This is a genomic window from Stenotrophomonas sp. TWI377 (assembly GCF_039674525.1).
In the GTDB taxonomy this organism is placed as follows: domain Bacteria; phylum Pseudomonadota; class Gammaproteobacteria; order Xanthomonadales; family Xanthomonadaceae; genus Stenotrophomonas.
The window spans coordinates 25,948-39,311 of the sequence record NZ_JBDJNT010000011.1 but is presented as its reverse complement, the minus strand read 5'-3'; the positions used below and the strand labels follow the sequence as shown (position 1 = coordinate 39,311).

Sequence of the window (13,364 nt, the reverse complement as noted above, 5' to 3'; positions counted from 1 at the left end):
CAGCGTCCCTTCAACCCAGGGTTTCCCATGACCAGTGCTTCGCTCAGCAGTACACGTGCCGGCAGCGGCGAGAACACCGGCTTCATCATCCTGATCAGCTGCGTGGCCACCATCGGTGGCTTCCTGTTCGGGTTCGACAGCGGCGTGATCAACGGCACCGTCGATGGCCTCAAGGACACGTTCCAGTCCAGCTCGGCCGGGATCGGCTTCGAGGTCGCCTCGATGCTGCTCGGCTGCGCGATCGGTGCGTTCTTCGCCGGCCGCCTGGGCGACCGGCTCGGCCGCCGCGGCGTGCTGATCATCGCGGCGGTGATGTTCCTGTTCTCGGCCCTGGGGGCCGGTGCGGCGCACAGCTCCACGGTGTTCATCATCGCCCGGGTGATCGGCGGGTTCGCGGTCGGCGCGGCCAGCGTGATGTCGCCGGCCTACATTGCCGAGGTGGCCTCGGCCCGGTACCGCGGCCGGTTGGCCACGGTGCAGCAGATCGCGATCATCAGCGGGTTGTTCTGTGCCTTCCTCAGCAACTACCTGCTGGCCAAGGCGGCCGGCGCCTCCACGGAGTCCCTGTGGCTGGGCCAGGCGGCATGGCGCTGGATGTTCTGGATGCAGGCCATTCCCTCGCTGCTGTTCCTGTGCCTGCTGCTGGTGATCCCGGAAAGCCCGCGCTTCCTGGTGGTCAAAGGGCGCCGTGACCAGGCCCTGGCGGTACTGACCCGTCTGTACGGGCCGGCCGAGGCCCAGGCGAAGATCACCGAGATCGAGGGTTCGCTGTCCCAGGACCAGCACCGCCCGACCTTCTCGGACCTGATCAGCAAGACCACCGGCAAACTGCGCCCGATCGTCTGGATCGGCATCGGCCTGGCGGTGTTCCAGCAACTGGTCGGCATCAACGTCGTCTTCTATTACGGCGCGGTGCTGTGGCAGGCGGTGGGCTTCTCGGAGAACGACGCGCTGCTGATCAATGTGCTGTCCGGTGCGCTGAGCATCGGTGCCTGCCTGGTCACCGTGGTGCTGATCGACCGCATCGGCCGCAAGCCGCTGCTGTGGGTCGGCTCGGTCGGCATGGCGATCTCGCTGGCGCTGGTCACCCTTGCCTTCGCCAGCGGCTCGCTGGATGCCGGCGGCAAGCTGCAGCTGTCCGACAGCATGGGCGTGCTGGCGCTGGTGGCGGCGAATGTCTACGTGATCTTCTTCAACATGTCCTGGGGCCCGGTGATGTGGGTGATGCTGGGCGAGATGTTCCCCAACCAGATCCGCGGCTCGGGGCTGGCGGTGGCCGGCGCGGCGCAGTGGACGGCCAACTTCGCCATCACCGTGTCCTTCCCGGTCCTGCTGGGCAGCATCGGCCTGGCCGGGGCCTACGGCATCTATACGGTGGCCGCGGTGCTGTCGGTGTTCTTCGTGCTGCGCTTCGTCAAGGAGACCAAGGGCAAGGAACTGGAGCAGATGGAGGGGTGAGCGCCGCTTCCGACATCCTCGTCGCGGGGCGCTTTGCCGGGTCGGGGGGTGCACTCCCCGAGCCGGGCCTGGCAGGGCAGGCGCCGCACGCCCTGACCCTGAACGCAAAAAACCCCGCCGTGGCGGGGTTTTTGGCTTTCTGCACCGCGACTGGTGCTCCCTAGGGGACTCGAACCCCTGTTTTAGCCTTGAGAGGGCCACGTCCTAACCATTAGACGAAGGGAGCAGGCTTTGTCGCGAACTGCGCAGCGCGCTAGTATATGGACCTAGATGCCATTGGGCAATCCCGAAAACTCAACCGGAAGCGCCAACATCAATTCCTCTGCTACATCACCGTTCAGCCTGCGCGTGATCCCGCGCGATCAGCACAACATCTCCCGCAAGGACATCAGCCCCAACGCCCTGCGCGTTCTGTACCGGCTGCGTGATTCCGGGTTTGCCGGTTACCTGGTCGGCGGCGCCGTCCGCGATCTGCTGGTGAACGGCCACCCCAAGGATTTCGACGTCGCCACCGACGCGACGCCCGAGCAGGTCAAGCAGTTGTTCCGCAACTGCCGGCTGATCGGCCGCCGTTTCCGCCTGGCGCACGTGGTGTTCGGCCGCGAGATCATCGAGGTCGCCACCTTCCGCGCCAACATCGACGATGGCAGCGGCGACCGTGAGATGGAAAACGGCATGCTCGTGCGCGACAACGTGTACGGCAGCATCGAAGACGACGCGATCCGCCGCGACTTCACCTGCAACGCCCTGTACTACGCGATCGAGGATTTCTCGGTGCGCGATTACACCGGTGGCTTTGAAGACGTGCAGGCACGCCTGATGAAGCTGATCGGCGACCCCGAGCAGCGTTACCAGGAAGACCCGGTACGCATGCTGCGCGCGGTGCGCCTGGCGGCCAAGCTGGGCTTCCAGATCGAAGAGGCGACCGCCGAACCGCTGCCGCGCCTGGCCAACCTGCTGGCCGAGGCCGCCCCGGCGCGTCTGTTCGAGGAAGTGCTCAAGCTGTTCCTGTCCGGGCACGGTGTGGCCAGCTTCGAGGGCCTGGAGCGGTACGGCCTGCTCGATGTCATGTTCCCGGAAAGCGCCGCGGCCCTGCGCAGCAATCGCAGTGGTGCGTTGCGCCGCATGGTCATCGAAGGTCTGCACAACACCGATCTGCGTGTGGCCAATGACGAGCCGGTGTCGCCGTCGTTCCTGTTCGCGCTGCTGCTGTGGCCGGCGTTCTGCCGCGCCCTGGCCAGCCTGCAGAAGCAGGGCGTCGCACTGGAAGAGGCGCAGCGCCGTGCGGCGGACCGCGTAACCCTGCACCAGCTCACCACGATCGCCCTGCCGCGCCGTTTCTCGCTGCCGATGCAGGAGATCTGGCTGCTGCAGGGGCGCTTTAGCTCGCGCCAGCGCAAGCGCGTGATCCGGACCCTGACCCATCCGCGCTTCCGCGCCGCCTACGATTTCCTGGTCCTGCGCCAGGTCGCCTCCAGCGAGCATGAAGCCGACGTGGCGTTCTGGCGCGAGGCCCAGCTGCAGTCCGGTACCGAGCTGGATTCGGCGCTGGATGCCGCCCAGGCCGACGGTGAGGGCGAAGACGGTGCACCGCGCAAGCGTCGCCGCCGCCGTCGTCGTCCCGGTGGAGTGGCAGGCGAGTAAGCCGTGACCCTGGCCTGTATCGGATTGGGCGCCAATCTCGGGGACGCCGCGCAGACCCTGCGCGATGCGTTCCAGGCGCTGGCGGCCCTGCCGCAGACCACACTGCGGGCGCGCTCGCAGCTGTACAGCACGCCGGCGTGGGGCAACCTGGATCAGCCGGCGTTCGTCAACGCCGCCGCCGTGCTGGAGACCCGGTTGCCCGCACCGGATCTGCTGGCTGCGCTGCTGGAGATTGAGTGCCGCTTCGGCCGCGTACGGGATCCTGCCGTGCACTGGGGGCCGCGTGCACTGGATCTGGACGTGCTGCTGTACGGCGAGGAGGTCATCGATCTGCCGCAGCTGCAGGTACCGCATCCCTATCTGCATGAGCGCGCGTTCGCGCTGCTGCCGCTGGCCGAGATCGCGCCCGACGCCCTCATTCCCGGGCACGGCCGCGTGCGGGATGCTGTGATGCGGGTCGAGGCCTGCGGGATCGCTTCAATAGGAGGATAATGCGGGGCTTATCGCCACCGGTTATCAGCTCATGAGTACCCACGCAGACAGCAAGCCCTGGACCGTGCCCGCGTTGGCCGAGGCCAAGCGCAACGGACAGAAGCTGGTGATGTTGACCGCCTACGATGCCGGGTTCGCCCGCAGCTTCGACGCCAACGGCGTGGACCTGATCCTGATCGGCGACTCGCTGGGCATGGTGGTGCAGGGGCATGACTCGACCCTGCCGGTGACCACCGACGACATGGTCTATCACACCCGCGCCGTGGCCCGTGTCCTGCAACGCGCGCTGCTGGTGGCGGATCTGCCGTTCGGCGCCGACGCTACCCCGGAGCGCGCGCTGGATGCCTCGCTGCGCCTGCTGCAGGCCGGTGCGGAGATGGTCAAGATCGAAGGTGCCGGCTTCAAGCTGGACATCATCCGTTACCTGGTCGAGCGCGAGATTCCGGTCTGTTCGCACCTGGGCCTGACCCCGCAGTCGGTGCTGCGCCTGGGCGGTTATCGCGTGCAGGGCCGTGGCGACGCCGCCCAGCAGCTGCGCGATGATGCCAAGGCCGCGGTCGCCGCCGGCGCCAGCCTGGTCGTGCTCGAATGCGTGCCCACGCCGGTGGCTGCCCAGGTCACCGCGGACATCAGCGTGCCCACCATCGGCATCGGCGCCGGCCCGCAGTGCGATGGCCAGGTGCTGGTGCTGCATGATTTCCTCGGTCTGGACAGCGGCCATCGCCGTCCCAAGTTCGTCAAGGATTTCCTTGCCGAAGGCGGGTCGGTTGCCGGTGCGGTCCGTGCCTACGCCGACGCCGTGCGCGACGGCTCCTTCCCCGACGCAGAACACGCCTACGCCTCATGATCGAAACCGTCACCGAACTGTCCCGTCTGCGCGCCGTCGTCAACGGCTGGAAGCGCGAGGGCCTGCGCGTCGCGCTGGTCCCGACCATGGGCAACCTGCACGCAGGGCATTATTCACTGGTCACGCTGGCCCGGCAGTACGCCGATCGCGTGGTCTCCAGCGTCTTCGTCAACCCGACCCAGTTCGGCCCGAACGAGGACTTCACCCGCTACCCGCGCACGCCCGAAGCCGACACCACCGGCCTGGAGCAGGCCGGGTGCGATGTGCTGTGGCTGCCCACGGTTGAGTCGATGTACCCGTTCGGTGTCGAACTGGCGGCCAGCGTCAATGTGCCCGGCATCAGCGGCCTGCTCGAAGGCGCGCACCGCCCGGGCCATTTCGATGGCGTCTGCACCGTGGTCTCGCGCCTGTTCAACCAGGTGCAGCCGGATGTGGCGGCCTTCGGCAAGAAGGACTACCAGCAGCTGGCGGTGATCCGCCAGATGGTGGAAGACCTGGCCTTCCCGATCCAGATCGTCGGGGGCGACATCGTGCGCGAAGACGACGGTCTGGCGATGAGCTCGCGCAACCAGTATCTCAACGCCGAGCAGCGCCCGGTCTCGACCACCATCCACCAGGTGCTGCTGGGCATGCGCGAAGGCTTCATTGCGGGCAAGAGCCGCAGCCTGATCGAGGCCGAGGCGGCCGCCGCACTGCAGGCGGCGGGCTTCCAGGTCGACTACGCCGTGGTGCGCCTGCCGGACCTCTCCGAGCCGGCCGACGCCAACGACGGCACCCGCGTAGCGCTGATCGCCGCGCGGATCGGCAATACCCGGTTGATCGACAACCTGGAGTTCTGAGGGCTGCGCCCCGCCGGGTAGGGCCACCCCATGGGTGGCTGCTGGGCGATGCCGGACGTGCAGCCACCCATGGGGTGGCTCTAACGGGGCGGCGGGGCGGCCTGAAGATGCTGAACGGTGGGCAGCCCCCTCCCGCGACCGGCGCGCCCTGCCGCTGGGCCCCCGGGTGCTAGAATTTCCCTTTCCTTTACCGTTTCCCCGTTGCCATGCATCTGTCCCTGCTGAAGACCAAGATCCACCGCGCCACCGTCACTCACTCCGAGCTGAACTACGAAGGTTCCATCGCCATCGATGACAACCTGCTGGCTGCGACCGGCATCCGTGAGTTCGAGCAGGTACACATCTGGGATGTGACCAACGGTGCGCGTTTCTCGACCTATGCCATCCGTGCCGAAGCCGGCAGCGGCGTGGTGTCGCTCAACGGTGGCGCCGCGCGCCACGTGCAGGTGGGCGACATCATCATCATCGCGGCCTTCGCCAGCATGAGCGAAGAAGAAGCTGACAGCTTCAAGCCGAAGTTGGTATATGTGGACGGCAAGAACCAGATCTCCCACACCAACGACACGATCCCGACACAGGCCGCATGACACAGCACAACGGATTCGACCCGCTTCATTCCCATGCCCAGCGCCTGCGTGGCGCGAGCATCCCTTCGTTGATCGCCGCCGAACCGGGCCGCGCACAATCGCTGGGGCTGCGGGTCGGTCCGTTGTACGTCAATTTCGCGCGGCAGAAGTACGACCGCGCGGCGTTGGACGCACTGCTGCAGCTGGCCGCCGAGCGCGATGTCGCTGGCGGCTTCCAGCGCCTGTTCCGTGGTGAAACGGTCAATGTGACCGAAGGCCGCGCGGCGCTGCACACTGCGCTGCGTGGGGACGCCAGCGGCGCACCGGTGGCCGGTGAGGCCTTCGCCACCGCCGCGCAGGTGCGCCAGCAGATGGGCGAGCTGATCGCCGCGCTGGAAGCAACCACTATCACCGATATCGTCAGCGTCGGCATCGGCGGCTCGGACCTGGGGCCGCGGCTGGTCGCCGATGCGCTGCGTCCGGTCTCCGGGGCGCGCTTCCGCGTGCATTTCGTGTCGAACGTGGACGGTGCCGCGATGCAGCGCACGCTCGCCACGCTGGACCCGGCGACCACGGCCGGCATCCTGATCTCCAAGACCTTCGGCACCCAGGAAACACTGCTCAACGGGCAGATCCTGCATGACTGGCTGGGCGGCAGCGAGCGCCTGTATGCGGTCAGCGCGAATCCGGAGCGTGCGGCCAAGGCCTTCTCGATCGCCGCCGGCCGCGTACTGCCGATGTGGGATTGGGTGGGCGGGCGCTATTCGCTGTGGTCGGCGGTCGGTTTCCCGATCGCACTGGCGATCGGCTTCACGCGCTTCGAGCAGCTGCTCGAGGGCGCGGCGCAGATGGACGAACACGCGCTGACCGCACCGCTCGCGCAGAACCTGCCGGTGCTGCATGCGCTGACCGACATCTGGAACCGCAACCTGCTCGGCCATGCCACGCACGCCGTGATGACCTACGACCAGCGCCTGGCGCTGCTGCCGGCCTACCTGCAGCAGCTGGTGATGGAAAGCCTGGGCAAGCGCGTGCAGCTCGATGGCAGCCCGGTCGCCAGCGACACCGTGCCGGTGTGGTGGGGCGGGGCGGGCACCGATGTGCAGCACAGCTTCTTCCAGGCGCTGCACCAGGGCACCAGCGTGATCCCGGCCGATTTCATCGGCTGCGTGCACAACGATGATCCCTATGTGGTCAACCACCAGGCGCTGATGGCCAACCTGCTGGCGCAGACCGAAGCGCTGGCCAACGGGCAGGGCAGCGATGATCCGCACCGCGAGTATCCCGGTGGCCGCCCGAGCACGCTGATCCTGCTCGACGCGCTGACCCCGCACTCGCTGGGTGCGCTCATCGCGATGTACGAACACGCCGTGTACGTGCAGTCGCTGATCTGGAACATCAACGCGTTCGACCAGTTCGGCGTGGAGTTGGGCAAGCAGCTGGCCAGCCAGTTGCTGCCCGCGCTGCAGGGCCAGTCGCATGCGATCACCGACCCGGTGACGCTGGAGTTGCTGGGCCGGCTGACCGCCTGACCACCGCGTAGATCCGACCGTTGGCCGGCTAAAAGGGCAGGTAGAGCCGACCGTTGGTCGGCTATCGCGCGCAGCGCGCGGTGTTGATCGGTGTGGTGAAGAGCAGCCGACCAACGGTCGGCTCTACCGGTTGATGCGCCCGTGTTTGAGCAGCCGACCAACGGTCGGCTCTACCGATGCAGGTTCAGTGCGGGTAGGGCCGACTAAGAAGGCAGGTAGAGCCGACCGTTGGTCGGCTATCGCGCGCAGCGCGCGGGGTTGGTCGATGTGGCGAAGAGCAGCCGACCAACGGTCGGCTCTACCGGTTGTTGCGGCCGGTGTTTGCGCGGCCAGCCCGCGCCCGGCCTTACCGGCTTGGGTCGCGTTCCGGGCTGGGGCGCTTGGCCAGCTTGCGCTGCAGCGAGCGCCGGTGCATGCCGAGCAGACGCGCCGCGGCGGACACGTTGCCGCCGGTTTCATGCATCGCCTGCTGGATGTGCTCCCACTGCAGCCGGCTGATCGGGGTCATCGCATCCGGCGGCTCCATGTCGCCATCGTCGGCCGGGCCATCGTCTTCTTCGCCGAGCGCACGCAGGATCATCGGCACCGTGGCCGGCTTGGGCAGATAGTCGTCCGCGCCGAGCTTGATCGCTTCCACCGCGGTGGCGATGCTGGCATAGCCGGTCACCAGCAGGATCCGCATGTCTTCGCGCAGGGCGCGCAGCGGCTGGATCAGCGCCAGGCCGGATTCGGTGCCGAGCTTGAGGTCGATCAGCGCGTAGGCCGGCGGCTGCTGCCGGGCCAGCAGCAGGGCCGAGGCGGTGTCGCTGGCGGTGACGGTTTCCAACCCTTTGCGGGCCAGGCTGCGCTGCAGCGTGCGCAGGTACAGTTCGTCGTCGTCGACCAGCAAGCCATGGCTGGCCTGGCCGGGCGCGGGGGTGAAAGCAGTCATGCGGAAGTCTCCCGTGGGGACAAGGGCAGGCGGAAGCCGACGCGGGTGCCGGCGCCATTGGCCGGGCGCATCCACAGCTCGCCGTCCAGGCGTTCGATGGTGGCGTGGGACAGGGCCAGGCCCACGCCCATGCCATCGGTCTTGCCGCTGTTGAACAGGGTGCCGGGCAGGACCGCCTGGCGGGCATCGAAGCCGTGGCCGTAGTCGCGCACTTCGCCGATCAGGTCATCGCCCTCGATGCGCAGCGACAGATCCACCTGCGGCCGGTCGGCCTTCTCACCCGCGTCGGCGGCATTGTTGAGCAGCACCATCAGCAGGTGCCCGATGCCCGGGTCCAGCGGCAGGGTGAGCGGGGCATCCTCATTGCGCTTCAGCGCGATGGTCGGACGCACCAGCCGCCACTGTTCCAGCACCTGCGGCAACGTCACCGCATCGCGGCCGGGCGCATCGCCAGCGGCCGGGCGGGCGAGGGCGAGCACCCGCTCCCGACACTGCACCAGCAGCTCGCGCAGGGTTTCCACGTCATCGCGGACCTCGCTGCTTTCGGTCTGGTCGGCGATATCGTCGGCGAGCAGGGTCATGGTCGCCAGCGGGGTATTGAGCTCATGCGCCACCGAGGCGGCATGGGTGGCCAGCGCGACGATGCCCTCATTGCGCACGAAGCGTTCGCGCAGCATGGCCAGCTCGCGTTCGCGCTGGCGCAGGGCGATCGCCAGTCGGGTCGCGAACACCAGCACCACCGTGGCCGACAGCAGGAAGTTGCAGACCACGCCCCACTGCTGCATCTGCGCACCGGTGAAATAGCCGCTCGGCAGCGGCAGGCCGAACACGCCGCTTGCTGCATAGCCGATCAGGCAGGCCGCGGCCACGGCGAGGGTCCAGCGCAGGGGCAGGGCGAGCGCAGCCAGTGCGATCAGGATCAGGAAGAGTGAGCCGAAGGGATTGGCGATCCCGCCGCTCCAGCCGACCATCCAGGTCAAGACGGTGACATCCACCAGGATGTGGCAGAACGCGGTCAGTGGTGCGGTGTCGGCATCGTGTACGCGCAGTTGCGCATACAGATTGAACAGGGCCAGTGCAGCCACGCCGGCCCAAAGCGGCAGCTGCGGCAACTCCAGGCCCAGTACCCAGGTGGCGACCAGGATCGTGGCGGCCTGGCCAGCCACGGCCAGCCAGCGCAGGCTGCACAGGGTGCGGAGGAAGGGGGCGTCGGTACCGGTCATGTGCGCACATCGTATGCGCTCCGGCCTGGACCTGCCTGCGACAATAGGCCGCATCCGGGGTAGGCGGCGCGCGCGGGGCGCTGAACATGAGTGCCAACCAACGCTGGGCACCTACCCGTGCGCTGGGCGCGCTAAAATAGGCGGATGCATGACGCCGTGACCCGACCGACCCAACCCGCCGACTCCGCCGTGTGGGCCCGCCGCCAGACCCAGCCCGTCCATATCGGCGGCGTGGTCGTGGGCGGGGGCCATCCCGTGGTGGTGCAGTCGATGACCAACACCGACACCGCCGATGTCGCCTCCAGCGTGAAGCAGGTCGCCGAACTGTGGCGCGCGGGCTCGGAGATGGTGCGGTTGACCGTCAACAATCCCGAGTCGGCTGCGGCCATCCCGCGGATCGTGGAGAAGCTGCAGATGATGGGGATCGATGTCCCCCTGATCGGCGACTTCCATTACAACGGCCACCAGCTGCTGACCCAGGAGCCGGCCTGCGCCGAAGCGCTGGCCAAGTACCGGATCAATCCGGGCAACGTCGGCTTCGGCAAGAAGAAAGACACGCAGTTCGCGCAGCTGATCGAGTTTGCGATCCGCTACAACAAGCCGGTCCGCATCGGCGCCAACTGGGGCTCGCTGGACCAGTCCCTGGCCGCGCGCCTGATGGACGAGAACAGCCAGCGCGCGCAGCCGTGGGATGCCGGGCGCGTGCTGCGTGAAGCGCTGATCCGCTCGGCGCTGGATTCGGCGGAGACCGCCGTGGAACTGGGCCTGCCGCGCGATCGCATCGTGCTGTCGGCCAAGGTCAGCGGCGTGCAGGAGCTGATCGCGGTGTACCGCGACCTGGCCCAGCGCTCGGATTTCGCCCTGCACCTGGGCCTGACCGAGGCCGGTATCGGCAGCAAGGGCATCGTCGCCTCGTCGGCGGCGCTGGCGGTGCTGCTGCAGGAAGGCATCGGCGACACCATCCGTATCTCGCTGACCCCCGAACCGGGCCAGTCGCGCACGGCCGAAGTGATCGTTGCCCAAGAGCTGCTGCAGACCACCGGGCAGCGCGCCTTCACCCCGCTGGTCACGGCCTGCCCCGGCTGCGGCCGGACCACCTCGGAGTTCTTCCAGGAGCTGGCCAAGGTCGTGCAGAACCACGTGCGCGAGAAGATGCCGCTGTGGAAGGTGAGCCACCCGGGTGCGGAGAACATGACCCTGGCGGTCATGGGCTGCATCGTCAACGGCCCGGGTGAATCGCGCCACGCCAATATCGGCATCTCGCTGCCGGGCACGGGTGAAACGCCGGCCGCGCCGGTGTTCGTGGATGGCGAAAAGACGGTCACCCTGCGTGGCGAGAACATCGCCCAGGACTTCGTCACGCTGATCGATGAGTACGTTGAACGCACCTATGTCCGAAGCGCCGGGTAAGCCGACGGTGCTGGCCACGCCGGAGCCGGCCGCCGGCGTCCGCCACTGGATGGGCCGCAACGCCTGGCGCTTCGTGCTGCTGTTCGTGGGCGTGTTGCTGCCGTTGGCGGGCTTCGTCGCCCTGGCCGATGAAGTGCACGAGCTGGAGGCGATCTACTTCGACGACCTGCTGTTGTGGAAGCTGCACGCCCTGCATTCGCCGGGCCTGGACCGGTTCTTCGTGCTGCTGTCCAAGCTGGGCTACGAGTGGTTCCTGATTCCGGCCGACGTGCTGATCGTGGGCCTGCTTGCCTGGCGCAAACGCTGGCGCGAGGCCAGTTTCGTCGCGATCTGCTTTGCCGGCTCGGCCCTGTTGAACCTGGGCAGCAAGCGCTTCTTCCAGCGCGACCGGCCCAGCCTGTGGGAGTCCATCGCCCCGGAGAGCACCTTCAGCTTCCCCAGCGGCCATGCCATGGGCTCGATGACCCTGGCCGTCACGCTGGTGCTGCTGGCCTGGAACACCCGCTGGCGCTGGCCGGTGGCCCTTGCCGCGCTTGCTTTCGCGGTCCTGGTGAGCGTCTCGCGCATGTACCTGGGGGTGCATTACCCCTCCGATATCCTGGCCGGCTGGTGTGCCGCCCTGGTCTGGGTGGTAGGGTGCTTCCTGGTCATGTTCCGCCGCCGCCATCCGTGGCGGCATCGCCACTGAAACAAATACGGCGGTAAACTGGCCGAAAGCGGCATGAAAGCGGGCTGCACCCATAGGCTGCTCCATTGGATCAGGCAAGGGTGAGAGGCACAGGGGGAGGGCAGGACAGCATGTCTGTGATGCGCGGACCAGAACGCGATGATGGGGAACCCGGTTCCTTGTGATCGCCACATCCCGCGGCTAGGCTTGCCCCCGTTCACAGTGTTTGACGAGGTTGGCGGATGACGATTCGAGTGTATCTGGTGGACGATCATGCCCTGGTGCGTACGGGCATGAAGATGATCCTCTCCAATGAAACCGACATCGAGGTGGTCGGTGAGGCGGAGAGTGGCGAAGATGCGCTGCCGGATATCCGCCGCCTGCGGCCCGACGTCGTGCTGTGCGATCTGCATCTGCCGGGCGTGAGCGGCATGGAAGTCACCGAGCGCGTGGTCCGTGGCGATCACGGCACCCGCGTGGTGATCGTCTCCGTCCTTGAAGATGGTCCGATGCCCAAGCGCCTGCTCGAAGCCGGTGCTTCCGGCTACATCGGCAAGGCCTGCGATGCACAGGAACTGCTGCGCGCGGTGCGTGATGCCGCACTCGGCCGCCGTTACCTGGGCAACAGCATCGCGCAGAACCTGGCGCTGTCGAACGTGGAAGGCAACCATTCACCGTTCGACACCCTGTCCCCACGCGAACTGGAAGTGGCGCTGCTGCTCACCCAGGGCCTGCGCCAGGAAGACATCGCCAAGCGCCTGAGCCTGAGCGCGAAGACCGTCAATACGCACAAGGCCCGCCTGTTCGAGAAGATGGGCATCAACGACAACATCGCGCTGGCGCGCATGGCCAGCCAGTACGGCCTGGTGGATCCGGCACGCCCGATGTAACCCGCCTTCTGGCGGCGGATGGAAAAACGCCCGGGCATGCCCGGGCGTTTTCGTTCAGTGCGCGCGGACCCGCGCGACGATCTTCGCGGCCTGGGCCGCACTCTCGCGCACCTTGTCCCACTCGCCGCGCTCGATCCAACCGCCCGGCACCATCCACGAACCGCCGATGCAGACCACGTTCTTCTGCTCCAGGTACTCGGCTGCCGTGTCTTCGGTGATGCCACCGGTCGGGCACAGCTTCAGATCCGGGATCGGACCGGCCAGACCCTTGATCATCGCCAGCCCACCCACGGCCGAGGCCGGGAACAACTTGCACACCCGGAAGCCGCGCGCATACAGCGCCAGCATTTCCGTCGGCGAGGCCGCACCCGGCACCACCGGCAGCGGTGCCTGCGCCAGCGCATCGGCCATGTGCGCCGGCGTACCCGGCGTGACCAGGAAATCCGCACCCGCATCGATCGACTGCTGCATCTGCTCCACGGTCAACACCGTGCCCGCACCCACCACCACATCCGGCAGCTCGCGCTTGAGCATGGCGAGCGCGTCCATCGCCACCGGCGTACGCAGCGTCAGCTCGATCGCCGGCAGCCCGCCCTCCAACAACGCCGCGCTGACCGCACGGGCCTGATCCAGCGTATGCACCGTCACCACCGGCAGAATGCCGGCGGCCTTCAACAGGGTTTCAGCGCGTTTCTGATGCTCGACGATGCTCATGCGTTTTCAATCCTTATTCCAAAAAGTACGACGCCAACAACGCGCCGATAAGTGTCGGGAGGCAGCGGGATGGCCCCAACCAGGACCGTTACAGCGCCATGGATGGCGCTGACGAGCCCCCATGGATGGGTTCACGGCGCGTCCTGGTTGG

Annotated in this window: 13 protein-coding genes and 1 tRNA gene; 10 read left to right on the top strand and 4 right to left on the bottom strand. The window is 67.4% G+C overall.

Features of this window, described 5'->3' with window-relative positions:
• The first annotated feature begins 27 nt into the window (after nucleotides 1-27).
• Nucleotides 28-1,458: a sugar porter family MFS transporter gene (locus ABE546_RS11010; RefSeq protein WP_346463696.1), complete on the top strand. Its 1,431-nt coding sequence runs from the start codon at nucleotides 28-30 to the stop codon at nucleotides 1,456-1,458.
• A 151-nt stretch (nucleotides 1,459-1,609) separates the two neighbouring features.
• Here ABE546_RS11010 and ABE546_RS11005 read toward each other — a convergent pair.
• A tRNA-Glu gene (locus tag ABE546_RS11005) sits at nucleotides 1,610-1,684 on the bottom strand.
• 50 nt (nucleotides 1,685-1,734) lie between these two features.
• Between ABE546_RS11005 and pcnB the strand changes: the two genes are divergently transcribed.
• The 6 genes from pcnB (at nucleotide 1,735) to pgi (ending at nucleotide 7,378) form a co-directional block, all read left to right on the top strand.
• On the top strand, nucleotides 1,735-3,102 hold the full coding sequence (gene pcnB / locus ABE546_RS11000; protein ID WP_346463758.1) for a polynucleotide adenylyltransferase PcnB: 1,368 nt from the start codon (nucleotides 1,735-1,737) through the stop codon (nucleotides 3,100-3,102).
• Between the two features lie 3 nt (nucleotides 3,103-3,105).
• On the top strand, nucleotides 3,106-3,594 hold the full coding sequence (gene folK / locus ABE546_RS10995) for a 2-amino-4-hydroxy-6-hydroxymethyldihydropteridine diphosphokinase (protein ID WP_346463694.1): 489 nt from the start codon (nucleotides 3,106-3,108) through the stop codon (nucleotides 3,592-3,594).
• Nucleotides 3,595-3,625: 31 nt separating this feature from the next.
• Nucleotides 3,626-4,441, top strand: a complete 816-nt coding sequence (gene panB, locus ABE546_RS10990) for a 3-methyl-2-oxobutanoate hydroxymethyltransferase (RefSeq protein WP_121041839.1) — start codon at nucleotides 3,626-3,628, stop codon at nucleotides 4,439-4,441.
• On the top strand, nucleotides 4,438-5,280 hold the full coding sequence (gene panC, locus ABE546_RS10985; RefSeq protein ID WP_019183274.1) for a pantoate--beta-alanine ligase: 843 nt from the start codon (nucleotides 4,438-4,440) through the stop codon (nucleotides 5,278-5,280). Before panB ends, panC begins: the two co-directional genes overlap by 4 nt.
• Nucleotides 5,281-5,486: 206 nt before the next feature.
• Nucleotides 5,487-5,867, top strand: a complete 381-nt coding sequence (panD, locus tag ABE546_RS10980) for an aspartate 1-decarboxylase (protein WP_019183273.1) — start codon at nucleotides 5,487-5,489, stop codon at nucleotides 5,865-5,867.
• Nucleotides 5,864-7,378, top strand: a complete 1,515-nt coding sequence (pgi, locus tag ABE546_RS10975; RefSeq protein ID WP_346463692.1) for a glucose-6-phosphate isomerase — start codon at nucleotides 5,864-5,866, stop codon at nucleotides 7,376-7,378. The genes panD and pgi overlap by 4 nt, the downstream gene beginning before the upstream one ends.
• Before the next feature lie 346 nt (nucleotides 7,379-7,724).
• Here the strand turns inward: pgi and ABE546_RS10970 are convergent, their stop codons facing one another.
• Nucleotides 7,725-8,309 (bottom strand): response regulator transcription factor, encoded by a 585-nt coding sequence (locus tag ABE546_RS10970; protein WP_019183269.1) that lies wholly within the window; start codon nucleotides 8,307-8,309, stop codon nucleotides 7,725-7,727.
• Nucleotides 8,306-9,532: an ATP-binding protein gene (locus ABE546_RS10965; protein WP_313212903.1), complete on the bottom strand. Its 1,227-nt coding sequence runs from the start codon at nucleotides 9,530-9,532 to the stop codon at nucleotides 8,306-8,308. Before ABE546_RS10965 ends, ABE546_RS10970 begins: the two co-directional genes overlap by 4 nt.
• A gap of 144 nt (nucleotides 9,533-9,676) precedes the next feature.
• On the opposite strand from ABE546_RS10965, the gene ispG reads away from it, so the two are divergent.
• The 3 genes from ispG (at nucleotide 9,677) to ABE546_RS10950 (ending at nucleotide 12,499) form a co-directional block, all read left to right on the top strand.
• A complete protein-coding gene (ispG, locus tag ABE546_RS10960) occupies nucleotides 9,677-10,942 on the top strand; it encodes a flavodoxin-dependent (E)-4-hydroxy-3-methylbut-2-enyl-diphosphate synthase (RefSeq protein WP_313217914.1) in 1,266 nt (421 codons plus the stop codon).
• Nucleotides 10,923-11,630: a phosphatase PAP2 family protein gene (locus ABE546_RS10955; RefSeq protein WP_313217916.1), complete on the top strand. Its 708-nt coding sequence runs from the start codon at nucleotides 10,923-10,925 to the stop codon at nucleotides 11,628-11,630. Before ispG ends, ABE546_RS10955 begins: the two co-directional genes overlap by 20 nt.
• Nucleotides 11,631-11,851: 221 nt before the next feature.
• Nucleotides 11,852-12,499: a response regulator gene (locus ABE546_RS10950; RefSeq protein ID WP_019183265.1), complete on the top strand. Its 648-nt coding sequence runs from the start codon at nucleotides 11,852-11,854 to the stop codon at nucleotides 12,497-12,499.
• A 54-nt stretch (nucleotides 12,500-12,553) separates the two neighbouring features.
• On the opposite strand, the gene ABE546_RS10945 is transcribed toward ABE546_RS10950, so the two are convergent.
• Nucleotides 12,554-13,213, bottom strand: a complete 660-nt coding sequence (locus tag ABE546_RS10945) for a bifunctional 4-hydroxy-2-oxoglutarate aldolase/2-dehydro-3-deoxy-phosphogluconate aldolase (protein WP_346463690.1) — start codon at nucleotides 13,211-13,213, stop codon at nucleotides 12,554-12,556.
• Nucleotides 13,214-13,364 lie beyond the last annotated feature (151 nt).

Bases quoted from the DNA above. Each gene is read 5' to 3' on its own strand.
- ispG (WP_313217914.1), top strand. From the start codon at position 9,677: ATGCATGACGCCGTGACCCGACCGACCCAACCCGCCGACTCCGCCGTG.
- pgi (WP_346463692.1), top strand. From the start codon at position 5,864: ATGACACAGCACAACGGATTCGACCCGCTTCATTCCCATGCCCAGCGC.
- panB (WP_121041839.1), top strand. From the start codon at position 3,626: ATGAGTACCCACGCAGACAGCAAGCCCTGGACCGTGCCCGCGTTGGCC.
- ABE546_RS10955 (WP_313217916.1), top strand. From the start codon at position 10,923: ATGTCCGAAGCGCCGGGTAAGCCGACGGTGCTGGCCACGCCGGAGCCG.
- ABE546_RS11010 (WP_346463696.1), top strand. From the start codon at position 28: ATGACCAGTGCTTCGCTCAGCAGTACACGTGCCGGCAGCGGCGAGAAC.
- ABE546_RS10950 (WP_019183265.1), top strand. From the start codon at position 11,852: ATGACGATTCGAGTGTATCTGGTGGACGATCATGCCCTGGTGCGTACG.
- ABE546_RS10965 (WP_313212903.1), bottom strand. From the start codon at position 9,532: ATGACCGGTACCGACGCCCCCTTCCTCCGCACCCTGTGCAGCCTGCGC.
- panD (WP_019183273.1), top strand. From the start codon at position 5,487: ATGCATCTGTCCCTGCTGAAGACCAAGATCCACCGCGCCACCGTCACT.
- ABE546_RS10945 (WP_346463690.1), bottom strand. From the start codon at position 13,213: ATGAGCATCGTCGAGCATCAGAAACGCGCTGAAACCCTGTTGAAGGCC.
- ABE546_RS10970 (WP_019183269.1), bottom strand. From the start codon at position 8,309: ATGACTGCTTTCACCCCCGCGCCCGGCCAGGCCAGCCATGGCTTGCTG.
- panC (WP_019183274.1), top strand. From the start codon at position 4,438: ATGATCGAAACCGTCACCGAACTGTCCCGTCTGCGCGCCGTCGTCAAC.